This is a genomic window from Streptomyces sp. NPDC053750, from assembly GCF_044544295.1.
GTDB lineage: Bacteria > Actinomycetota > Actinomycetes > Streptomycetales > Streptomycetaceae > Streptomyces.
Genome location: NZ_JBITXB010000001.1, coordinates 457,006 through 478,867 on the forward strand (window position 1 = coordinate 457,006; position 21,862 = coordinate 478,867).

18 protein-coding genes and 2 tRNA genes are annotated in these 21,862 nt (G+C 70.1%); 14 read left to right on the plus strand and 6 right to left on the minus strand.

What is annotated here, in order from left to right:
* Positions 1-9 precede the first annotated feature (9 nt).
* On the minus strand, positions 10-1,404 hold the full coding sequence (locus ACIGO6_RS01960; RefSeq protein ID WP_399870004.1) for an amino acid permease: 1,395 nt from the start codon (positions 1,402-1,404) through the stop codon (positions 10-12).
* A gap of 350 nt (positions 1,405-1,754) precedes the next feature.
* Here ACIGO6_RS01960 and ACIGO6_RS01965 point away from each other — a divergent pair, with 350 nt between their 5' ends.
* A complete protein-coding gene (locus ACIGO6_RS01965) occupies positions 1,755-2,339 on the plus strand; it encodes a biotin transporter BioY (protein WP_399870006.1) in 585 nt (194 codons plus the stop codon).
* 77 nt (positions 2,340-2,416) lie between these two features.
* Here ACIGO6_RS01965 and ACIGO6_RS01970 read toward each other — a convergent pair whose 3' ends face one another.
* Positions 2,417-3,895 carry an amino acid permease gene (locus tag ACIGO6_RS01970; protein ID WP_399870008.1) on the minus strand — a complete coding sequence of 493 codons (1,479 nt, stop codon included), beginning with the start codon at positions 3,893-3,895 and terminating at the stop codon, positions 2,417-2,419.
* Positions 3,896-4,102: 207 nt separating this feature from the next.
* Between ACIGO6_RS01970 and ACIGO6_RS01975 the strand changes: the two genes are divergently transcribed.
* Complete coding sequence (locus tag ACIGO6_RS01975) at positions 4,103-4,588, plus strand: ribose-5-phosphate isomerase (protein ID WP_399870010.1); 486 nt, start codon at positions 4,103-4,105, stop codon at positions 4,586-4,588.
* Positions 4,589-4,691: 103 nt separating this feature from the next.
* Positions 4,692-5,501, plus strand: coding sequence for an Fpg/Nei family DNA glycosylase (locus ACIGO6_RS01980; protein WP_399870012.1), 810 nt, complete (start codon positions 4,692-4,694; stop codon positions 5,499-5,501).
* Between the two features lie 58 nt (positions 5,502-5,559).
* Here the strand turns inward: ACIGO6_RS01980 and ACIGO6_RS01985 are convergent, their stop codons facing one another.
* Positions 5,560-6,807 carry a GNAT family N-acetyltransferase gene (locus ACIGO6_RS01985; protein ID WP_399870013.1) on the minus strand — a complete coding sequence of 416 codons (1,248 nt, stop codon included), beginning with the start codon at positions 6,805-6,807 and terminating at the stop codon, positions 5,560-5,562.
* Positions 6,808-6,970: 163 nt separating this feature from the next.
* On the opposite strand from ACIGO6_RS01985, the gene ACIGO6_RS01990 reads away from it, so the two are divergent.
* Positions 6,971-8,188: a PP2C family protein-serine/threonine phosphatase gene (locus ACIGO6_RS01990; protein ID WP_399870015.1), complete on the plus strand. Its 1,218-nt coding sequence runs from the start codon at positions 6,971-6,973 to the stop codon at positions 8,186-8,188.
* Between the two features lie 13 nt (positions 8,189-8,201).
* Positions 8,202-8,768, plus strand: a complete 567-nt coding sequence (locus ACIGO6_RS01995) for an HD domain-containing protein (RefSeq protein WP_399870017.1) — start codon at positions 8,202-8,204, stop codon at positions 8,766-8,768.
* On the opposite strand, the gene ACIGO6_RS02000 is transcribed toward ACIGO6_RS01995, so the two are convergent.
* Positions 8,765-9,952 carry an acyltransferase family protein gene (locus ACIGO6_RS02000; RefSeq protein WP_399870018.1) on the minus strand — a complete coding sequence of 396 codons (1,188 nt, stop codon included), beginning with the start codon at positions 9,950-9,952 and terminating at the stop codon, positions 8,765-8,767. The two genes, ACIGO6_RS01995 and ACIGO6_RS02000, sit on opposite strands and share 4 nt — an antisense overlap.
* 578 nt (positions 9,953-10,530) lie before the next feature.
* On the opposite strand from ACIGO6_RS02000, the gene ACIGO6_RS02005 reads away from it, so the two are divergent.
* On the plus strand, positions 10,531-10,725 hold the full coding sequence (locus tag ACIGO6_RS02005) for a hypothetical protein (protein WP_399870020.1): 195 nt from the start codon (positions 10,531-10,533) through the stop codon (positions 10,723-10,725).
* Between the two features lie 77 nt (positions 10,726-10,802).
* Here ACIGO6_RS02005 and ACIGO6_RS02010 read toward each other — a convergent pair.
* A tRNA-Gly gene (locus ACIGO6_RS02010) sits at positions 10,803-10,873 on the minus strand.
* Between the two features lie 162 nt (positions 10,874-11,035).
* Here ACIGO6_RS02010 and ACIGO6_RS02015 point away from each other — a divergent pair.
* The 5 genes from ACIGO6_RS02015 to clpX all read left to right on the plus strand — a co-directional run bounded on the left by ACIGO6_RS02015 (position 11,036) and on the right by clpX (position 15,924).
* Positions 11,036-11,112, plus strand: a tRNA-Pro gene (locus ACIGO6_RS02015).
* A gap of 204 nt (positions 11,113-11,316) precedes the next feature.
* Positions 11,317-12,711 carry a trigger factor gene (tig, locus tag ACIGO6_RS02020; protein WP_399870022.1) on the plus strand — a complete coding sequence of 465 codons (1,395 nt, stop codon included), beginning with the start codon at positions 11,317-11,319 and terminating at the stop codon, positions 12,709-12,711.
* 363 nt (positions 12,712-13,074) lie between these two features.
* Positions 13,075-13,680, plus strand: coding sequence for an ATP-dependent Clp protease proteolytic subunit (locus tag ACIGO6_RS02025; protein ID WP_030399935.1), 606 nt, complete (start codon positions 13,075-13,077; stop codon positions 13,678-13,680).
* 85 nt (positions 13,681-13,765) lie between these two features.
* Positions 13,766-14,446, plus strand: coding sequence for an ATP-dependent Clp protease proteolytic subunit (locus ACIGO6_RS02030; RefSeq protein WP_399870024.1), 681 nt, complete (start codon positions 13,766-13,768; stop codon positions 14,444-14,446).
* Between the two features lie 191 nt (positions 14,447-14,637).
* A complete protein-coding gene (gene clpX, locus ACIGO6_RS02035; protein WP_122620118.1) occupies positions 14,638-15,924 on the plus strand; it encodes an ATP-dependent Clp protease ATP-binding subunit ClpX in 1,287 nt (428 codons plus the stop codon).
* A 76-nt stretch (positions 15,925-16,000) separates the two neighbouring features.
* Here the strand turns inward: clpX and ACIGO6_RS02040 are convergent, their stop codons facing one another.
* Positions 16,001-16,969, minus strand: a complete 969-nt coding sequence (locus tag ACIGO6_RS02040; protein ID WP_399870026.1) for a hypothetical protein — start codon at positions 16,967-16,969, stop codon at positions 16,001-16,003.
* Positions 16,970-17,108: 139 nt separating this feature from the next.
* On the opposite strand from ACIGO6_RS02040, the gene ACIGO6_RS02045 reads away from it, so the two are divergent.
* From ACIGO6_RS02045 to ACIGO6_RS02055, 3 genes are all read left to right on the plus strand, one after another.
* Positions 17,109-19,733 (plus strand): valine--tRNA ligase, encoded by a 2,625-nt coding sequence (locus tag ACIGO6_RS02045; protein WP_399870028.1) that lies wholly within the window; start codon positions 17,109-17,111, stop codon positions 19,731-19,733.
* Between the two features lie 174 nt (positions 19,734-19,907).
* Positions 19,908-21,422 carry a bifunctional folylpolyglutamate synthase/dihydrofolate synthase gene (locus tag ACIGO6_RS02050; RefSeq protein ID WP_399870030.1) on the plus strand — a complete coding sequence of 505 codons (1,515 nt, stop codon included), beginning with the start codon at positions 19,908-19,910 and terminating at the stop codon, positions 21,420-21,422.
* 8 nt (positions 21,423-21,430) lie between these two features.
* Positions 21,431-21,787 (plus strand): DUF4233 domain-containing protein, encoded by a 357-nt coding sequence (locus ACIGO6_RS02055; RefSeq protein ID WP_399870031.1) that lies wholly within the window; start codon positions 21,431-21,433, stop codon positions 21,785-21,787.
* Positions 21,788-21,862 lie beyond the last annotated feature (75 nt).

Here is a 21,862-nt window from a genome sequence, read left to right on the forward strand (position 1 = left end):
GGGCGGGCGTCAGCCGCGCGCCCGCCGCCGCTGCCAGGCGTAGCCGACGGCCGCCAGGGCCAGCGTCATCGCGCCCGTCGAGTACAGCTGCACCCGTGTGTCCGGCTCGCGGGCCATCAGGACGAAGACCGCGGCCATGCCGGCCAGCGCCACCCACGTCAGCCACGGGAAGCCCCACATGCGCACGACCAGCTTCTCGGGCGCCTCCCGCTCCAGACGGCGGCGCAGCCGCAGCTGGGAGACGGCGATGAAGATCCAGACGACCAGGATGACCGCGCCGATCATGTTCAGCAGCCAGGCGAACACGTCGTCCGGCCGCCAGTAGCTGAGCAGCACGCAGCCGAAGCCGAAGAGGGAGGAGACCAGTACGGCGATCCGCGGCACCCCGCCCGACACCCGGCCCAGCACCTTCGGGCCCTGGCCGCGCTCCACCAGCGAGTAGCCGATGCGGGAGGCGCCGTAGATGTTGGCGTTCATCGCGCTCAGCAGGGCGACCAGCACGACGACGTTCATGAGCTGACCGGCGCCCGGGATGCCGAGCTCGTCGAGGGCGGCGACGTACGGGCCTTTCTCGACGACCTCCTTGGAGTCCCAGGGGACCAGGGTGACGATGACCGCCATCGAGCCGATGTAGAACAGCGCGATCCGCCACATCGCCGTGCGGACGGCGCTCGCGACGCCCTTGACCGGGTTCTCCGACTCGGCCGCCGCGATGGTCACCGTCTCCAGGCCGCCGTAGGCGAACACCGAGGCGAGCAGGCCGATGATCAGACCGTTGCCGCCGTTGGGCAGGAAGTCGCTCAGGTGCGAGGTGCCGGGGGAGTCGGTGCCCGGGAGGACGCCGGCGATCGCCAGCACGCCCAGCACCAGGAACAGGGTGATCGCGCCGACCTTGAGTGCGGCGAACCAGAACTCGAACTCGCCGAAGTTCTTCACGGCGGCCAGGTTCGTCCCGCAGAACACCACCATGAACAGCGCCACCCACACCCACTCGGGCGTGCCCGGCAGCCAGCCGTGGACGATCGCCGCGGCGCCGATGCCCTCCAGGCCGACGGCCGTGCACAGCAGCACCCAGAACGCCCAGCCCGCGGTGAAGCCGGCCCAGGGGCCGATCGCCCGCTCGGCGTGCGCGGAGAAGGACCCCGAGGAGGGATAGGCGGCCGACATCTCGCCCAGCATCCGCATCACCAGCATCACGAGGAGACCGGAGAGGGTGTAGGCGACGACGATCGAGGGTCCCGCGGCGGCGATGCCGGCCCCGGAGCCGACGAACAGCCCGGCGCCGATCACGCCGCCGAGGGCGATCATCGACAGGTGGCGCTGCTTGAGGCCGTGGGAGAGGGAGGCGTCGTCCGTCTGCGGCGGAGCCTTGGTGGGGGTGCTGTCGGTGGTGCTGTTGGACATGGGGCGGCTCGTCCAATGCGTGGGGGACGGGGGCAGGGCAAAAACGCCCACAGTTTCCGGGGTCGCGCCGGCCGGCGACAGCGGTTGCCCACGATCCGGACGCCCCAGACACGGAAGGTGATCATCAGATACGGAAGGTGATCATCCGATTAGCCCACTGTACTGCCGGGTGACGCTCGCCTCCCCGCCTCAGTGACCGGTCTCACGTGGAAGCGCGTGTATCCCGCGCCTTTGTCGGGAGCCCACCAAGCCCCCGTTCCAGCCTTTGTCGAGCGCTGCTGGTGATCGGCTCCGGCCCGCTGGGATAGCGTCGCGGAGTCCCGACATGTCCACACCACCGCGGAGTCCCCATGAGCACCGCTGCCGTCCCCGCCCGCCGCTCCGGGCAGGTCCTCGCCGACCTCATCCCCTCGTCCCGGGTCCGGGACGTCGCACTCGTGGCCGGCGGTGCCGTGCTCACCGGCGTCGCCGCCCAGATCGCGGTGCCCGTGCCGGGCTCCCCGGTGCCGGTGACGGGCCAGACCTTCGCGGCGCTGCTCGTCGGCACCACCCTCGGCGCGCGTCGCGGCCTGCTCTCGCTCGCGCTGTACGCGCTGGTCGGCATGGCCGGCGTGCCGTGGTTCGCGGAGGGCGGCTCCGGCACCGGCGCCCCGTCCTTCGGCTACGTCCTCGGCATGCTGCTCGCCGCCACCGTCGTGGGCGCCCTCGCCCGCCGCGGCGGCGACCGCTCGACGCTGCGCACGGCCGGCACGATGCTGCTGGGCGAGGCGATCATCTACGCCGTCGGCGTCCCGTACCTGGCCGTCGCCGCCGACATGTCCCTCACCGCCGCGATCGCGGCCGGCCTCACTCCGTTCCTGATCGGCGACGCGCTGAAGGCCGCCCTGGCGATGGGCGTGCTGCCCACCGCCTGGAAGCTGATCGACAAGCGCTGACGCGCGCCGAAGGTTCACGCGAAAAGGCTCGCCGGGTCGTGGTACGACCCGGCGAGCCTTTTGCGTGGCAGTCGCCGTCAGCGCTTGGGCGCTGAGTCCGCCCGGTCGGCCGCGGCGGCCTCGGCGACCGCCGGACGCCCGCCCGCGACCTTCTGCTTGACGACGGCGACGGCGACGACGATCGCCGCGACGAGCAGCGACAGCAGCACGGTCGTGCGTCCGTTGTGCTCGGTGTCGGTCAGCATGTAGCCCAGCACGAAGACGATCACGGCGGCGGCCGCCCAGGTCAGGTACGGGTACAGCCACATCCGCACGACCAGCTTGTCCGGAGCCTCGGCCTGGATGATCTTCCGCATGCGCAGCTGCGAGAAGCAGATCACCAGCCAGACGAAGAGGGCCACGGCGCCCGAGGAGTTGACCAGGAAGAGGAAGACGGAGTCGGGGAACTTGTAGTTGAAGAAGACGGCGACGAAGCCGAACACCACGGACACGAGGATCGCCGTCCGGGGCACACCGCGGCCGGTGGTGCGGGCGAACGCCTTGGGCGCGTCACCGCGCTGACCGAGGGAGAAGGCCATGCGGGAGGCCGTGTACAGCCCGGAGTTGAGGCAGGACAGCACCGACGTCAGCACGATGAAGTTCATGATCTGACCGGCGTTCGCGATCCCGAGGGAGTCGAGGGCGGCCACGTAGGAGCCCTTGTCGATGATCGACTGCGAGTCCCACGGCAGCAGCGCGATCACGACGAAGATCGAACCCAGGTAGAAGACGGCGATACGCCAGATGATGCTGTTGGTCGCCTTGGTGACGGCCCGCTGCGGGTCCTCGGACTCGCCGGCGGCCAGTGTGGGGATCTCGCTGCCCATGAAGGAGAAGACGACGAGCAGCACGCCGGTGAGGATCGCCCCGGCCCCGTTCGGCAGGAACCCGCCGTGCTCCGTCAGGTTGGCGAGGCCCGCCTGGTCGCTGTCGACGCCGGGCAGCAGCCCGAAGACGGCCAGCCCGCCGACGACGATGAACGCGGCGATGGCGACGACCTTGATCCCGGCGAACCAGAACTCGAACTCGCCGTAGGAGCCGACCGAGGCGAGGTTGGTGGCGGTCAGCACCACCATCACGATGAGGGCCCAGCCCCACTGGGGCACGGCCGGTATCCACCCTTCGAGGATGGCGGCGCCGGCGGTCGCCTCCACGGCGAGGACGACGACCCAGAAGAACCAGTAGAGCCAGCCGATGGAGAACCCGGCCCAGGGCCCGAGCGCGCGGTCGGCGTGCGCGGAGAACGAACCGGACGTCGGATTGGCGGCGGACATCTCGCCGAGCATCCGCATCACGAGCACCACGAGGGTGCCGACGAGGGCGTACGACAGGAGGATCCCGGGGCCGGCGGTCGCGATCCCGGAGCTGGAGCCCACGAAGAGGCCGGCTCCGATGACACCGCCGATGGCGATCATGGAGAGATGGCGGTTCTTGAGTCCGGCCTGCAGCCCGGACCCGGGTTCTCCGGGACGTGCGGGACCGCTTTCGGCCTTGGTCATGGTCGGCTGCGAGGTCATGGGGAGGTCTTCCTTTGTGCCGGTTGAGCCGTGTCCCGTACGAGCGGTGTACGAGCCGGACCAGTGAAACGGAGGTGGGCCGAATCAGGAACCTTTGATTCCGGATCGTTACTTGAGGTTTCCCTGAGGTTCTGTTAGATGGATCACGCTTATTCCGACGTGACACCCGGCACTGCTGCCCCGCGCCGCGCGTGTCACACTCGACCCATGCGCGTGTATCTCGGCTCCGACCATGCGGGCTACGAACTCAAGAACCACCTCGTCGAGTGGCTCGAGGCGGCGGGCCACGAGCCCGTCGACTGCGGCCCGCACATCTACGACGCCCAGGACGACTACCCGCCCTTCTGCCTCCGCGCCGCCGAGCGGACGGCCGCGGACGAGGGCGCCCTCGGCATCGTGATCGGCGGCTCCGGCAACGGCGAGCAGATCGCGGCGAACAAGGTGAAGGGCGTCCGGGCGGCCCTGGCCTGGAGCGAGGAGACGGCGGCGCTGGGCCGCCAGCACAACAACGCCAACGTCGTCGCGGTCGGCGCCCGCATGCACACGCAGGACGAGGCGACGAAGTTCGTCGAGACCTTCCTCGCCACCCCGTTCTCCGGCGACGAGCGCCACATCCGCCGCATCGACATGCTCACGTCCTACGAGACGACCGGCGACCTCCCGCCCATCCCCCCGCACCATCCGCAGCAGTAGTCACCAGCAGTAGTCACGACACCCGGGGCCGCTCCCCGCGCGCCACGCGCGCCGGGGGCCGGCCCCTGCCGGTGCCCGGACCGGTGAGGAAGGAAGGACGTCCGTGCCAGAGGGGCACACGATCCACAGGCTGGCCCAGGACCACACCGCGGCCTTCGCCCGCTCGGCCGTCCGGGTCAGCAGCCCCCAGGGCAAGTTCGCCGACGCGGCGGCGCTCCTCGACGGCACCGTCCTGGACAGCGCCGACGCCCACGGCAAGCACCTCTTCCTCGGCTTCCGCGGCACCGGCTGGGTCCACATCCACCTCGGCCTCTTCGGCAAGGTCACCTTCGGACCGGCCCCCGCGCCCCCACCCACGGACACCGTCCGCCTCCGCCTCGTGAACGAGAGCGCGTACGTCGACCTCCGCGGCCCCACCACCTGCGCCCTGATCACGGACCCCGAGAAGCAGGCGATACACGACCGCCTCGGGCCCGACCCCCTGCGCCCGGACGCCGACCCGGAGGCCGCGTACCGCCGCGTCTCCCGCAGCCGCACCACCGTCGCCGCCCTGCTCATGGACCAGAAGGTCATCGCCGGCGTCGGCAACGTCTACCGCGCCGAGGTCCTCTTCCGCCACGGCATCGACCCGTACCGCCCCGGCAAGGACATCACCCGCGCCGAGTGGGACGCGATCTGGCAGGACCTCACCGGCCTCATGCGCGAGGGCGTGCGCAACAACCGCATCGACACCGTCCGCCCGGAGCACACCCCCGAGGCCATGGGCCGCCCGCCCCGCGTCGACGACCACGGCGGCGAGGTCTACGTCTACCGCCGGGCCAACCAGCCCTGCCACCTGTGCGGCGAGCCCGTCCGCACCGCGGACCTCGCCGCCCGCAACCTCTTCTGGTGCCCGGCCTGCCAGAAGCGGTAGAGGGCACCGGCAGCGGCAGGAAAGCGACGGGAACGCGACAGGGAAACAGCAGAACCCGTCAGAACCCGTGCGGCAACCACGGCGCGACGTCCGACCCGAACCCCGCCGACGCCTCCGCCAGCGCCCCCGGCCGCACCTCCCGCACCCGCCCGGCCGCGCCCAGCGAAGCCAGGCTCACGCCGCCGAGATACGCCGCCCCCAACTCCCGTACGGACAGGGCGAGATCCGCCGCATCGGTCGTACGCTCGCAGGACGCCCCCTTCGCGTCCCCGGTCAGCCGCCAACGCCCCGCGTTCCAGGGGCAGAACGCGTCCTCGACCTCGAACACGACGTTCACCGGCGACTGGTAGGTCCGCGCCGTCAGCGCGGCCTCCAGATCCACCAGCCGTACGTACAGCGCGTCCCGCAGCGTCGGCCGGCACCGCCGGATGTCGGAGACCTGGTACTGCCACGCCTCGTCGACCGGCCGCCCGTTCGCGGTCACCGTCGTCGTCAGGTCGACGTCGAACAGGAAGCGCCACAGCGCCGCCTCCGTCGCCGCGTCCAGCCCGGCCAGCTCGTCCAGCACCACCGTGCCGTCCGGCCCCCCGGGCCCCCAGGACGGCCGCACCCGGAACCGCGCGAACCCCGTCACCGCGCCGTCCCGCCGGGCGACCACGCACTGCAGCGGCGACGCCCCCTCCCGTCCGCTCTCCGGGTCCAGCAGCCCCAGCCGCTCCCAGCCGGGCCGCCGGGCCAGCATCCCGGGCCGCCCGGGCACCAGCCGCGCGTACACCGCCTCGCACGCGTCGAGGACGTCCGCGGGCGCCGCGTACCGCAGCCGTACGTCATCCGTGCCGTCCGGCACGGACAGCCGGACCCGGGACGTGTCGATCTCGGCGTTCAGCTGGAAGGTCGCGGCGCCGTACCCGAACCGGCCGTAGATCGCCGGTTCCGACGCCGTCAGCAGGGCCAGCGGCTCACCCCAGGACCGTACGTCGTCCAACTGCCGTCGCATCATCGACGTCAGCACACCCCGCCGCCGGTGCGTGGCCGCGACGGACACCATCGTCACCCCCGCCGCGGGCACCTCGGCGCCGCCGGGCACGGTCACGCGGAAGCTGAACGCCCCCGCCGTCCCGACGCACTCACCGCCCTCCCAGACGCCGATCGAGCGGTCGACCTCGGTCAGGGCGTCGTACAGCTCCATCTCCTCGGCCGACTCCGGCACCCCGCTGAAGGCACGGATCAACGTCCCGTACCACGTCTTCCACTCGTCCCGCCGCAGTACCCGCAGCTCGGTCACCTGGTCGCCGTTGTTGCCCATGCTGCATGCGTACCAGGGCCGTGCCGGAACAGGCGAGGGAATTTCCGCCAGGTTGCGGCGCCGCGTCCGCTCGTGAAGTTCACTGTCAGGGCCGGCCTCGGACGGGGGACAAGTGGGACCTCCCGTGCCAAGCGGCCGGTCCGATGGATAGGGTCCCGGACTAATGGCAGCAGAACGACAGCGGCGCGCGGAAGCCGAGACGTTCCCGGCCCGGTGGAAGAAGCAGTGGCACCGGGCCCGCGTCGGCGTGCGCAGATCCGCCGTCGACTACTTCCGCGGCGACGGCTCCGACTGGATCGCCCTGGCCGGACTGCTGCTGATGATCCCCGTCATCGCGGCCACCACCATGGCGAATTCCGTGTGGTGCTCACCGGCCGCGCTGGTCCTGCCGATCGTCGCCGGCGGCCTGCTGCTGCGCCCGGCGAGCCTGCTCGGCCTGTACGCGGCGGCGGCCACCGCGCTGATCGTGGAGTCGGTGCAGCTGGGCCCCTACACCGAGGGCCCCTCCCGGGTCACCCCCGGCGTGGTCCTGGTCGTCGCGGCCTGCGGCTTCTTCGGGCTGCTGGTCGCCCAGTTCCGCAGCCGGGTCGGCGTGCCCTGGCGGCGCGGCGGCACGATGCTCTTCGACCTGCGCGAACGCATCCGGGTCCAGAGCAAGCTGCCGGGCCTGCCGCCGGGCTGGCACCGGGAGATGGCCCTGCGCCCGGCCGGCGGCCAGTCCTTCTCCGGCGACTTCGTGGTCGCGGCCCGCACGAACGGCGGCCGGACCCTGGAGGTGGTCCTCACCGACGTCTCCGGCAAGGGCATGGACGCGGGCTCGCGCGCCCTGCTGCTGTCGGGCGCGTTCGGCGGACTGCTGGGCAGCCTGCCCCCGCACGCCTTCCTGCCGGCCGCCAACGGCTACCTGCTCCGCCAGGACTGGGACGAGGGCTTCGCCACCTCCATCCACCTCGTCCTGGAGCTCGACTCCGGCGACTACGAGCTCTACTCCGCCGGCCACCCGCCGGGCCTCCAGCTCAGCGCGGGCACCGGCCGCTGGGAGGAGAAGTCGGCCGAGGGCCCGCTGCTGGGCGTCTACGACGGCGCGCAGTTCGACCCCGTGAAGGGCTCGCTGCGCCCCGGAGACGTGTTGATGCTCTTCACGGACGGTCTGGTGGAGACCTCGGACCGCGACATCGCCGAGGGCATCGACCGCCTCACCGGCGAGGCCGACCGCTATGTCGCCGGTGGCTTCCACGGCGCCGCCTGGCACCTGATCGAGGCGGTCGCCAAGGACGTCAACGACGACCGGGCGCTCCTGCTGATCTGCCGGGAGGGCCCGACGGCCCAGAGCCTGCCGGCCCAGGGCGCGGCGCCCGAGTCCCGCACGGCCGCGCACTGACACACTGGACGGCGTGTCCGACACCACAGCACCCGCTTCCCCGCGGCCCACACCGCCGCCCGCCCCCCGGCTCTCCCCGGCCGAGGTCGAGGCCACCGCCCGTGCCGCCCACGCGGGCCAGACCGACAAGGCGGGACGGCCGTACGCCGAACACCTGCGGGCCGTCGCCGAGGGCGTGCGCCGACGCGGCGGGGACGACGAGCAGATCGCGGCGGCCTGGCTGCACGACGCCGTCGAGGACGACGCGCTCTCCGAGGACTGGCTGCGCGAGGCCGCGCTGAGCCGCCGTACCAAGGACATCGTCGACGCCCTCACCAAGCGGACCGGGGAGCCGCCCGAGGCGTACGCCGCACGCATCCTCGCCACGCCCGGCGCGCGCCTGGTCAAGGAGGCGGACCTGGCGCACAACGCGGACCCGGCGCGGCTCGCGGTCCTCGACGCGGCCACCCGCACACGACTGACCGAGAAGTACGCACGGATGCGCGCACTTCTCGGTCTGGACGATCAGCCCGGCCCGGACGGCCAGTGCCCGGACGGCCAGTGCCCGGCCGGCAGGGACGATCCGGCCGTGTCCGGCTAGACGGAGACCTTCTCGCCGGACTCGCTCGACGCACGCGTCGCGCGTCCCCCGGCCGGCTGAGCCTCGGCCTTCTCCTGCCGCTCGCGGTCCCGGGCCGCCTCGCCCGCGTCCCGCTTGAAGGCCCAGTCCATCCGCGGCTCCACCACGCACCGCAGGACCCGCTGGACGGGCCTGGTGCACAGCAGCGTGATGACGACGGCCCCGAGCACGGTCAACCCGATCTCACCGAGCGGCTGTTGCAGCACCGGCTCGTCGAACCAGCCCGCGTACGTGCCCTCCTTCACCAGGAAGCCGTGCAGCAGGTAGCCGTAGATCGTGCCCGCGCCGAGCGCCGTGAACCACATGCGCCGGCCCGGCACCCAGGCGAAGAAGCACGCCGTCAGCACCACCGAGCAGCCGAAGAGCGCGAGCGTCAGGACCGGCCCGGACCACCAGGGGGCGCCCCCGTCCTGCGCCGCGGCGTTGCGGTAGAACCAGGCGGTCTCCATGCGCGGCAGTGACCACCAGGCGGCGGCCACCGCGGCCGCGACGACCGGCACGGACAGGATCCGCACCGAGCGGCGCCGCACCAGCCGGAAGTGTTCGGGCCGCAGCAGCAGACCCAGCACGAAGCACGGCAGGAACTGCAGCACCCGCTGCATGTTCAGATCGTCCCCGATCGTGGGCGTCATGGAGGCCAGCGCCGCGATGCCCAGGGCGATCGGCAGCGGCCAACGGACCGTCTTCCAGATCGGGGTGGTCAACCGCCAGACGAACAGCGCGCACAGGAACCACAGGAGGTACGTGGGGTCCAGCAGGCTGAGGTCGTTGCCCGGGTCCTCGCTGAAGCGGCGGTGCAGCGCGTAGGCGACCTCGAAGACGAGGTAGGGGACGGCGACACCGGTGATCAGCCGCTTGACGCGCTGCGGACTGAGGTCGAAGCTGCGCGAGAAGTAGCCGGAGATGATGATGAACGCCGGCATGTGGAAGGTGTACAGGACCCGGTACAGGGTCTCCACGGTCGGATTGCCGTCCAGGATCTGACCCCAGGCGTGTCCCAGGCCGACCAGCACGATCGCCAGGTACTTGGCGTTGTCGAAGAACGCGTCACGCCGGCGGGGCGGCTGTGTCTGCTGATCCGGCGGCGGCGACGCCTTCCGGGCGCCGTTCACTGCTCTGGTGGGGGACGGGGCAGCGTAGAACATCTGAGGCACCCTAGCGTTCTCCGTGTGAATCCGTAAAACCCTCGAAGTCATTCCTGCATTTGCTGTCCTGGACGCTTGTCCTGGGCCATGCCCATGCCCGGCTTTTCGAAAAGCATGCCTTCTCCACCTGCGTGACGGCCGCCACCCCTACCGCCCGACTTGTCCTGACTCATCATGACTAAACCATGCATAAGCGCGGCGGGCGACTCCACTGCTATGTCCCCTTCAATGGCCTTAGGGGCTCCGTTGCCGACTCTGTGATCTCCCTGTGATGCACCTGCTGCGTGTCTGCGGATGTGTCTGCCACGACAATTCGAAATACCTGCGAACGCGTTGTGTGGACATGGAAACGAAACGGCTGGAATTCCCCGCAGGGGTGCCCTCTCGAATTTATGTGCGGGGCGCGAAAAGGGGATATGTCCGCGCGCGCGGGGAAGTGCGTCACCCCTGAAGCCGGCCGGACGATGTGTCACCTGCCGCATGACGGGGCCCGGTTGGTGGCACGATGGTTCTGGCGGGGGTGTGCCGGGCCGCACCCCCGGGCCGGGAGAGCGGACCGATCTGGGGTGTGATCAGTTGTGGCCATTTCACTGTCAGTGGTGCTGCTGTTGGCGATCATCCTGGTGGTGCTGCTGCGAGGGGGCTCCATCAAGGCGGGCCCGGCGATCGTCGCGGTCCTCTTCGGCTTCTTCCTGGCCTCGACCGGCATGGCCGACGACATCCAGCGCTTCCTGGACTCGATAGCTAGGACGATCAACTCGATCCAGTTCTAGGGGCGCCGCCCGCCCCGGGAGGCGCACAAAGGCCTCCGGCCCGATCCCTTGACGGAACCGGGCCGGAGGCCTCTCGGAGCGGGCGACGGGAATCGAACCCGCGTAGCTAGTTTGGAAGACTAGGGCTCTACCATTGAGCTACGCCCGCACAGCGCGCACCGCAGGTCGGTGACCGCGGCACTGCAGGCATCGTAGCGGGTCGTGCGCCCTCACCGCACACCCCTTCCCCTCCGTGCCCCGACCGCGCGGCGCTCGGGAAACCGGGCGGTCCTTGGTGCCTGGCTGCATGTACCCTACGTGTCGCACCAGACGGGGTGTGGCGCAGCTTGGTAGCGCGTCCGCTTTGGGAGCGGAAGGCCGTGGGTTCAAATCCCGCCACCCCGACCATCCACGGGACGCCGCCGTGCCGCCGTCACGGCCGGCCACCGGCGATTCGCAAGATCGCCTTTTGGGCCGTGTAGTCGCTGCCGTTACTATGCAAGCTGCACGCCCGTGTGTCTCAGAGTCTGAAGTCTCCGGGCGGCGAAATCCGCCGGACGCCTCGCTGGCCCCGGCAGAACCCAAGAAGTCAGCCACCAAGGAGACCGAACCGTGAAGAGCGCCGTGGAGACCCTGAACCCGACCCGGGTTCGGCTCACTGTCGAGGTGCCCTTCGAGGAGCTCAAGGACAGCCTCGACGCGGCGTACAAGAAGATCAACCAGCAGGTCACGGTGAAGGGCTTCCGCAAGGGCAAGATCCCGGCCCGGGTCATCGACCAGCGGTTCGGCCGCGGTGCGGTTCTGGAGGAGGCGGTCAACGACGCGCTTCCCAAGTTCTACACCGACGCGGTCAACGAGGCCGAGCTGAACCCGCTCGGCCAGCCCGAGGTCGACATCACGGAGCTGAAGGACGGCGAGACGCTGAACTTCACCGCCGAGGTCGACATCCGCCCGACCATCGAGATCCCGGACTACTCCGGCATCGAGGTCGAGGTCGACGCCGTCGAGGTCAGCGACGAGGACGTCGAGAAGTCGGTGGAGCAGCTGCGTGAGCGCTTCGCCTCCACCTCCCCGGTGGAGCGCGCCGCCGAGGACGGCGACGTCGTCACCATCGACCTGCAGGCCAAGGTCGACGGCGAGGTCCTCGAGGACGGCGTCGCCGACGGCGTCTCCTACACCATCGGCTCCGGCGAGCTGCTGGACGGCATCGACGACGCCGTGAAGGGCCTGGAGGCCGGTGGCGAGGCCACCTTCACCTCCGAGCTCAAGGGCGGCTCGGCGGCCGGCCAGGAGGCCGAGGTCACCGTCAAGGTCACCCAGGTCGCCAAGCGTGAGCTGCCCGAGCTGGACGACGACTTCGCGCAGCTCGCGTCGGAGTTCGACACCCTGGAGGAGCTGCGCGCCGACAGCCGCAAGCGCCTCGCCAACATGAAGCAGTACGACCAGGCCACGCAGGCCCAGGAGCGCGTCCTGGACAAGCTGCTCGAGCTGGTCGAGGTCCCGGTCCCCGAGAAGCTCCTCGAGGACGAGATCAACACCCGTAAGCACAACCTCGAGCACCACCAGCTCGGCCAGATGGGTCTCGACCTCGAGAAGTACCTCGAGATCCAGGGCAAGACCGCCGAGGAGTTCGACACCGAGACCCGCGAGGCCGCGGTCAAGGGCATCAAGACCCAGTTCGTCCTCGACGAGCTGGTCAAGCAGGAGAAGCTCAACGTCAGCCAGGAGGAGCTCACCGAGCACCTCATGCGCCGCGCCGCCTCCTCCGGCATGTCCCCCGACCAGTTCGCCCAGGCCGTCGTCGAGCAGGGCCAGGTCCCGCTCCTCGTCGGCGAGGTCGCCCGCGGCAAGGCCCTGGCCGCCGTGGTCGAGAAGGCCACGGTCAAGGACACCAACGGCGAGATCGTCGACCTGGAGGACGAGGAGGACGAGACGGAGGCCGCCGAGGCCACCGCCGAGCCCACCGAGACCGACGCCGACAAGGCCGAGGAGAAGACCGAGGGCTGATCCCCTCGCGTCTCCTGGACGGACGCAGAACGGGCCCCGGACACCAGTGCCGGGGCCCGTTCGTCATACGGCCGGGCAGCCGGCCAAGGGGCGCGGGGAACTGCGCGACGAGCCACGGACCACCCGCAGCCGCCCGTGCACGGGAATCTGGACGGCGAGCCGCGTCCCGCTCACCCGGCGGAGCCCTCCGCGCTACGCCCCCGGCGAACACCCGCAGAACCGGGATGGCGCCGCAGGCCCTGCGCGTTAGGGTCCATGAATACGAGGGCAGGGGAGTCCCCGAAAGCGGCTCCAGCCCCGCAGGGAAACGTGAGACGGCCCGGCGCCGTCGTAAGACGAGCAGGTGGATACGTGACGAATCTGATGCCCTCCGCCGCCGGCGAGCCCTCCATCGGTGGTGGCCTCGGCGACCAGGTCTACAACCGGCTGCTCGGCGAGCGGATCATCTTCCTCGGCCAGCCGGTCGACGACGACATTGCCAACAAGATCACCGCACAGCTGCTGCTCCTTGCCTCCGACCCGGACAAGGACATCTTCCTGTACATCAACAGCCCGGGCGGTTCGATCACGGCGGGCATGGCGATCTACGACACCATGCAGTACATCAAGAACGACGTGGTGACCATCGCCATGGGCCTCGCGGCCTCGATGGGTCAGTTCCTGCTCAGCGCGGGCACCCCGGGCAAGCGCTTCGCGCTGCCGAACGCCGAGATCCTGATCCACCAGCCCTCCGCCGGCCTGGCCGGCTCGGCCTCGGACATCAAGATCCACGCCGAGCGGCTGCTGCACACCAAGAAGCGCATGGCCGAGCTCACCTCTCAGCACACCGGCCAGACGGTCGAGCAGATCACCCGCGACTCGGACCGCGACCGCTGGTTCGACGCCTTCGAGGCCAAGGAGTACGGCCTCATCGACGACGTCATCGCCACGGCCGCCGGCATGCCGGGCGGCGGCGGCACCGGGGCCTGAGAGCCCTCTGCGGGCCCCGGCCGGGGCCCCAGCGCGCCCCCAGCCACCCTCAGCCGACCGCCTCAGCCCCCTCCCAGGAGACACTGTGAACGACTTCCCCGGCAGCGGCCTGTACGACCGCTCGCGTGCCGAGTACACCGGCCCCACCGCCGAGTCCCGCTACGTCATCCCGCGCTTCGTCGAGCGCACCTCGCAGGGCGTGCGGGAGTACGACCCGTACGCGAAGCTCTTCGAGGAGCGCGTGATCTTCCTCGGCGTGCAGATCGACGACGCCTCGGCGAACGACGTCATGGCGCAGCTGCTGTGCCTGGAGTCGATGGACCCGGACCGGGACATCTCGGTCTACATCAACAGCCCCGGCGGCTCCTTCACGGCGCTCACGGCCATCTACGACACGATGCAGTACGTGAAGCCGGACATCCAGACGGTCTGCATGGGCCAGGCCGCCTCGGCCGCGGCCGTCCTGCTGGCCGCCGGTACGCCGGGCAAGCGCATGGCGCTGCCGAACGCCCGCGTCCTGATCCACCAGCCGTACAGCGAGACCGGCCGCGGTCAGGTCTCCGACCTCGAGATCGCCGCCAACGAGATCCTGCGGATGCGCTCGCAGCTGGAGGAGATGCTGGCCAAGCACTCCACCACGCCGGTCGAGAAGATCCGCGAGGACATCGAGCGCGACAAGATCCTCACGGCCGAGGACGCGCTGAGCTACGGCCTGATCGACCAGATCATCACCACCCGGAAGATGGACAACACCTCTCTCCGCTAGGCGGGAGGCTGTATCGTCTGCCGCTCCTTGGCACGGTTTGACGCGGTTCACGTCAAAGCGAACCGTGCCAAGGGGGGCCCGGACGGGGGGCCCGGCAAGGTACCGTCGACATAAGGCAGCACCAGGAGTCCGCTGGACGGTTGACGTGACGTCGACGTCCAGGAGTCTCCCAGGCGAAGGGGAAGCACACCGTGGCACGCATCGGTGACGGCGGCGATCTGCTCAAGTGCTCGTTCTGCGGAAAGAGCCAGAAGCAGGTCAAGAAGCTCATCGCAGGGCCCGGTGTGTACATCTGCGACGAGTGCATCGATCTCTGCAACGAGATCATCGAGGAAGAGCTCGCCGAGACCAGCGAGGTGCGCTGGGAGGAGCTCCCGAAGCCCCGCGAGATCTACGAGTTCCTCGAGGGCTACGTGGTCGGCCAGGAGGCGGCCAAGAAAGCCCTCTCCGTCGCGGTGTACAACCACTACAAGCGGGTCCAGGCCGGCGAGAACGGCGGCGCCCAAGGCCGCGAGGACGCCATCGAGTTGGCGAAGTCCAACATCCTGCTGCTGGGCCCCACGGGCTCCGGCAAGACCCTCCTCGCCCAGACCCTCGCCCGCATGCTGAACGTCCCGTTCGCGATCGCCGACGCCACGGCGCTCACCGAGGCGGGATACGTCGGCGAGGACGTCGAGAACATCCTGCTCAAGCTGATCCAGGCCGCCGACTACGACGTCAAGAAGGCCGAGACCGGGATCATCTACATCGACGAGATCGACAAGGTCGCGCGGAAGAGTGAAAACCCCTCGATCACGCGGGACGTGTCGGGCGAGGGCGTCCAGCAGGCCCTGCTGAAGATCCTCGAGGGCACCACGGCCTCGGTCCCGCCCCAGGGCGGCCGCAAGCACCCCCACCAGGAATTCATCCAGATCGACACGACGAACGTGCTGTTCATCGTGGGCGGCGCCTTCGCGGGCCTGGAGAAGATCATCGAGGGCCGGGCCGGCGCCAAGGGCATCGGCTTCGGCGCGCAGATCCGCTCCAAGCGGGAGATCGAGTCCAAGGACCAGTTCGAGCAGGTCATGCCGGAGGACCTGGTCAAGTTCGGCATGATCCCCGAGTTCATCGGCCGGCTCCCGGTCATCACCTCGGTTCACAACCTCGACCGCGAGGCGCTCCTCCAGATCCTGGTCGAGCCGCGCAACGCCCTCGTCAAGCAGTACGAGCGCCTCTTCGAACTCGACGGCGTGGAACTGGACTTCGAGCGCGAGGCCCTCGAGGCCATCGCCGACCAGGCCATCCTCCGCCAGACCGGCGCGCGTGGCCTCCGGGCCATCATGGAGGAAGTCCTCCAGGGCGTGATGTACGAGGTCCCGTCCCGCAAGGACGTCGCCCGCGTCGTCATCACGGCGGACGTGGTCCTCTCCAACGTCAACCCGACGCTGATCCCGCGGGATTCGCGGGGACGGGGCTCGGGGGAGCAGAAGACGGCGTAGCCGTCGCCGTACGAAGCCGCAATGCGGAAGGGGCCCGGTCGACCGACCGGGCCCCTTTCGCTTTGTCACGCCGTCGTCACGCCTTGACGCGGACTTCCTTGCGGAGCTTGGCCGTGATGTCGGCCGCCTCGGCCGGATTGGTCTTCTTACCGGCCGCGATGTCCAGGATGCTCATCGGCATGGCGAAGCCGAGCGTGCTGTGATCCCCCCAGACGCAGTACGTCATGGTCATCGACTTGGGCTCGTTCGGCCCGCCGTCGGAGTTGTCGACCTTGGCGTCCTGGCACTTGAGGATGGCGCCGTCGAGGGACTCGGGCTTGTACTCCTTCGGGTCGCCCTGGAACGTGACGTCCTCGTCGCTGCCGCCCTCCTCGCTCTCCTTCTTCATGTGGGCGAACATCGCGTCGACGGTCTTCTCAGGGTCGTCGATCGTGCCGTAGACGCCACCGAACATGAGCTGCTTGGAGGCCAGCGGATTCTCCTTGTTCTCCGTCGCGTACGAGGCGCTCACGTCCTGGGGGTTCTTCACCCCCCACTGCTCGGCGTCCTTCATGTCACCGGCGTCCATGGTGCCGCTGTCGCTCTCGCTCTTCTTGTACTCACCCAGCACCGTCGCCGGAGTCGTCAGCTTGTGCGGGCCGTCGTCGGCGATGTCCGAGCCGCTGCCGCCTCCGCTCCCGCCCAGCACGAAGTACGCCCCCACGCCGATCGCCGCCACGACGGCGACCGCGCCGATGATCAGGCCCGTCTTCTTCTTGCCGCCACCCGGAGCCGGGGGCTGGGGCATGCCGTACGGCTGCTGGCCGTAGGGGGGCTGCTGGCCGTACGGGGCCTGCTGGCCGTACGGCGGCTGCTGCGGCGGGACGCCGCCCTGCTGGGGCTGCTGCGGGTAGCCGTAGCCCGGCTGGGCGGGCGGCGTCTGCTGGGGGTAGCCGTAGCCGGGCTGGGGAGCCTGCGGCGGCTGCTGGCCGTACGGACCCGGCTGGCCGTACGGTCCGGGCTGCTGGGGCTGCCCGCCGTACGGGCCCGGCTGGTTGTGACTCATTCCTGGGTTCCCCCTCAGATGCTTTACGTGGTGCTGACATCCTGACTCAGACCTGGCGTGCGCAGGTCACCGGGGGGCCGCACCGTTACAAAGGAAACGTGTTTCGGGACAGGGTCGTGACGCCCTTAAACTGACCCCCGTGACCGAGAACTCTCAGCAGCCGCAATCAGCGCCCACGACCGAACTGCCGACCCAGTACACGCCGGCCGAGGTAGAGGGGGAGCTGTACGAGCGCTGGGTGGAACGGGGTTACTTCGAGGCCGACGCCAAGAGCGACAAGCCGCCGTTCACCGTCGTCATCCCGCCGCCGAACGTCACGGGCAGCCTGCACCTCGGGCACGCCTTCGAGCACACGCTCATCGACGCCCTGACCCGACGCAAGCGCATGCAGGGCTTCGAGACGCTGTGGCAGCCCGGCATGGACCACGCCGGCATCGCCACGCAGAACGTCGTCGAGCGGGAGCTGGCCAAGGAGGGCAAGTCCCGGCACGACCTCGGCCGGGAGGCGTTCGTCGAGCGCGTCTGGCAGTGGAAGGACGAGTCCGGCGGTCAGATCGCCGGCCAGATGCGCCGCCTCGGCGACGGTGTCGCCTGGGACCGCGACCGCTTCACCATGGACGAGGGACTCTCCCGCGCCGTCCAGACCGTCTTCAAGAAGATGTACGACGACGGCCTGATCTACCGGGCCGAGCGCATCATCAACTGGTGCCCGCGCTGTCTGACGGCCATCTCGGACATCGAGGTCGACTACCAGGACGACGACGGCGAGCTCGTCTCGATGAAGTACGGCGACGGTGAGGAGACCATCGTCGTCGCGACCACGCGTGCCGAGACGATGCTCGGTGACACCGCGGTCGCCGTCCACCCGGACGACGAGCGGTACGCGCACCTCATCGGCAAGCGGATCAAGCTGCCGCTGACCGACCGCTCGATCCCGGTGGTCGCGGACACGCACGTCGACCCGGAGTTCGGCACCGGCGCCGTCAAGGTGACGCCGGCGCACGACCCCAACGACTTCGCGATCGGCGAGCGTCACGACCTCGAGTCGATCGAGGTTCTGGACGAGCGCGGCATCATCACCGCGCACGGCCCGTTCCAGGGCCTGGACCGCTTCGAGGCGCGCTCGGCGATCGTCGCCGCGCTGCGCGCCGAGGGCCGGATCGTCGCCGAGAAGCGGCCGTACGTCCACTCCGTCGGACACTGCTCGCGCTGCAAGACGACGCTGGAGCCGCGGCTGTCCCTGCAGTGGTGGGTCAAGGTCGAGCCGCTCGCCAAGGCGGCGGGTGACGCGGTCCGCGACGGCCGGGTGAACATCCACCCCGCCGATCTGACGCAGCGCTACTTCGACTGGGTCGACAACCTCAACGACTGGTGCATCTCTCGGCAGTTGTGGTGGGGCCACCGCATCCCGGTCTGGCACGGCCCGAACGGCGAGACCGTGTGCGTCGGCCCGGACGAGCAGCCGCCGACCGGTGAGGGCTGGAGCCAGGACACCGACGTCCTGGACACCTGGTTCTCGTCCGGCCTGTGGCCGTTCTCGACGATGGGCTGGCCGGAGCGGACCGACGACCTGGCGAAGTTCTATCCGAACTCGGTCCTGGTCACCGGCTACGACCTGATCTTCTTCTGGGTCGCCCGGATGATGATGTTCGGTCTGTACGCGATGGACGGCGAGGTTCCGTTCCGCACCATCGCCTTCCACGGCATGGTCCGTGACGAGCACGGCAAGAAGATGTCGAAGTCGTTCGGCAACGCCGTCAATCCGCTGGACTGGATGGACAAGTACGGCTCCGACGCGCTGCGCTTCACGCTCGCCCGCGGTGCCAACCCCGGCACCGACGTCCCGATCGGCGAGGACTGGGTCCAGGGCTCCCGGAACTTCGCCAACAAGATCTGGAACGCGACGCGCTTCGCGCTGATGAACGGCGCGACCGTCGAGGGCCCGCTGCCGGACGCGTCGAAGATGTCGTCCACGGACCGGTGGATCCTGTCGCGGCTCAACTCGGTCGTCGCCGAGGTCGACGCGTACTACGAGGACTACCAGTTCGCGAAGCTGTCCGACGCGCTGTTCCACTTCGCCTGGGACGAGGTCTTCGACTGGTACGTCGAGCTGTCCAAGACCACCTTCCAGGCGGGCGGTGAGGCCGCCGAGGTCAGCAAGCGCGTCCTCGGTGAGGTCCTCGACGTCACGCTGCGGCTGCTGCACCCGGTCGTCCCCTTCGTCACCGAGACGCTGTGGACGACGCTCACCGGTGGCGAGTCGGTCGTCATCGCCGAGTGGCCGTCGGACTCGGGCTTCCGGGACGCGGACGCGGAGCGGGAGATCGAGACCGTCCAGTCCGTCGTCACCGAGGTCCGACGCTTCCGCGCCGACCAGGGCCTGCAGCCGGGCCAGCGGGTTCCGGCCCGGCTGACCCTCACGGGCAGCGCGCTCGCGGCGCACGAGGCGGCCGTTCGGCAGCTGCTGCGGCTCCAGCCGGAGGGCGAGGGCTTCTCGGCGACGGCGACGCTGCCGGTGGCGGGGGTCGAGGTCGCGCTGGACCTGTCCGGTGTCATCGACTTCGCCGCCGAGCGCAAGCGGCTGGCGAAGGACCTCGCCGCCGCGGAGAAGGAGAAGGCGCAGGCCAACGCCAAGCTGGGCAACGAGGCGTTCCTGGCGAAGGCGCCGGATCACGTCGTGGACAAGATCCGGGGGCGGCTGGCCAAGGCGGACGAGGACATCGCCCGCATCCAGGCGCAGCTGGAGAAGCTGCCGCCCGCGTAATTGCCGATACGTAGGTGCGGGCCCCCGGAGCCGATCGGTTCCGGGGGTCTTCGCTTGCCGTCGGGTGGGTCGCGCGGCCCGGCGCTGGCGGGGTGCCGCCCGCGCCCACCCGTGCCGCCCCAGGCGGCACGACTGCCCGCGGTTACGGGGGACGGGGTACGTAGACTGGTCCCCGTGAGCGACAACCCCGGCCAGAACGACCCCTCCGACCCCCTCGACTCCTTCGACGAGATCATCGACGCGGAGACCACCCGCGACCCCGACCTCGCCGTCATCGAGGCCGGCAGCCGTACCCTGCGCACCCAGGGCGGCCCGCCGCAGGCCGACGTCCCCGGGCGCCCCGAGGACCCCGAGGTGGACAAGGCGCTGCGCGAGGTCGAGGCGGAGCTCGCGACCCGCTGGGGCGAGACCAAGCTGGAGCCGTCCGTCACCCGGATCGCCGCGCTGATGGACGTACTGGGCGATCCGCAGCGGTCGTACCCGTCCATCCACATCACGGGGACCAACGGCAAGACCTCCACCGCCCGCATGATCGAGGCCCTGCTCGGCGCCTTCGAGCTGCGCACCGGGCGGTACACCTCGCCGCACGTGCAGTCGATCACCGAGCGGATCAGTCTGGACGGGGCGCCGATCTCCGCCGAGCGGTTCGTCGAGACGTACCAGGACATCAGGCCGTACGTCGAGATGGTGGACGCGCAGCAGGAGTACCGGCTGTCGTTCTTCGAGGTGCTGACCGGCATGGCGTACGCCGCCTTCGCCGACGCGCCCGTGGACGTGGCCGTCGTCGAGGTCGGGATGGGCGGCTCCTGGGACGCCACCAATGTCATCGACGGGGACGTCGCCGTCGTCACCCCCATCGACCTGGACCACACCGACCGGCTCGGCGAGACGCCCGGCGCGATCGCGACCGAGAAGGCCGGGATCGTCAAGCAGGACGCCACCGTGATCCTGGCCCAGCAGCCGGTGGACGCGGCGCAGGTGCTGCTGAAGAAGGCGGTGGACGTCAACGCCACGGTGGCGCGTGAGGGGCTGGAGTTCGGGGTCGTCGCCCGGCAGGTCGCCGTCGGCGGGCAGCTGGTGACGCTGCGCGGGCTCGGTGGCGAGTACCCCGAGGTCTACCTGCCGTTGCACGGTGCCCACCAGGCGCACAACGCGGCCGTGGCGCTGGCCGCCGTCGAGGCGTTCTTCGGCGTCGGCGCGCAGCGTCCGGAGCCGCTGGACGTCGACACGGTACGCAAGGCGTTCGCCGCCGTCGCTTCTCCGGGGCGGATGGAGGTGGTGCGGCGCTCGCCGACCGTGGTGCTGGACGCCGCGCACAATCCGGCCGGGGCCCGGGTCACCGCCGAGGCGGTGGGGGAGGCGTTCCAGTTCAGCCGGCTCATCGGTGTGGTCGGCGCGAGCGGCGACAAGAACGTGCGGGGGCTGCTGGAGGCGTTCGAGCCGGTCTTCGCCGAGGTCGTCGTCACCCAGAACTCCAGCCACCGTGCGATGGACGCGGACGAGCTGGCCGGGATCGCCGTCGAGGTGTTCGGCGAGGACCGCGTCCAGGTCGAGCCGCGGCTGCCGGACGCGCTGGAGGCCGCGATCACGCTGGCCGAGGAGGAGGGCGAGTTCGCGGGCGGCGGTGTGCTCGTCACCGGTTCCGTCATCACCGTCGGCGAGGCCCGGCTGCTGCTGGGGAAGGGCTGAGGATTCACGTGCGTACGCTCTGTGCTTCGACCTTGATCGGCGAGTTCTTCGTCATCGGCTTCGCCGGACTGGTCGCCATGAAGGACCCCGACCTGTCCATGGGGACGGTGTGGACGGTCAGCGGCATCGCCATGTTCCTGTGTGTGGCGCTGTGCGGTGTGGTGACCCGGCCGGGCGGCGTCGCCCTCGGCTGGGCCCTGCAGATCGCCCTGATCGCGTCCGGCTTCGTCGTGCCGACCATGTTCTTCCTGGGTGCGATCTTCGCGGCGCTGTGGTGGGCCTCGGTGCACTACGGACGGAAGATCGACGAGGCGAAGGCGAGATTCGCGGCGCAGGCCGAGGCCGCCGCGCCCGACGCTGCCTGACGCTGCGTGACGGGCGCCGCGACACGCCCGGTAACCTCAGTCATCACCTTGTACAACCGCACACCTTCAAGGGAG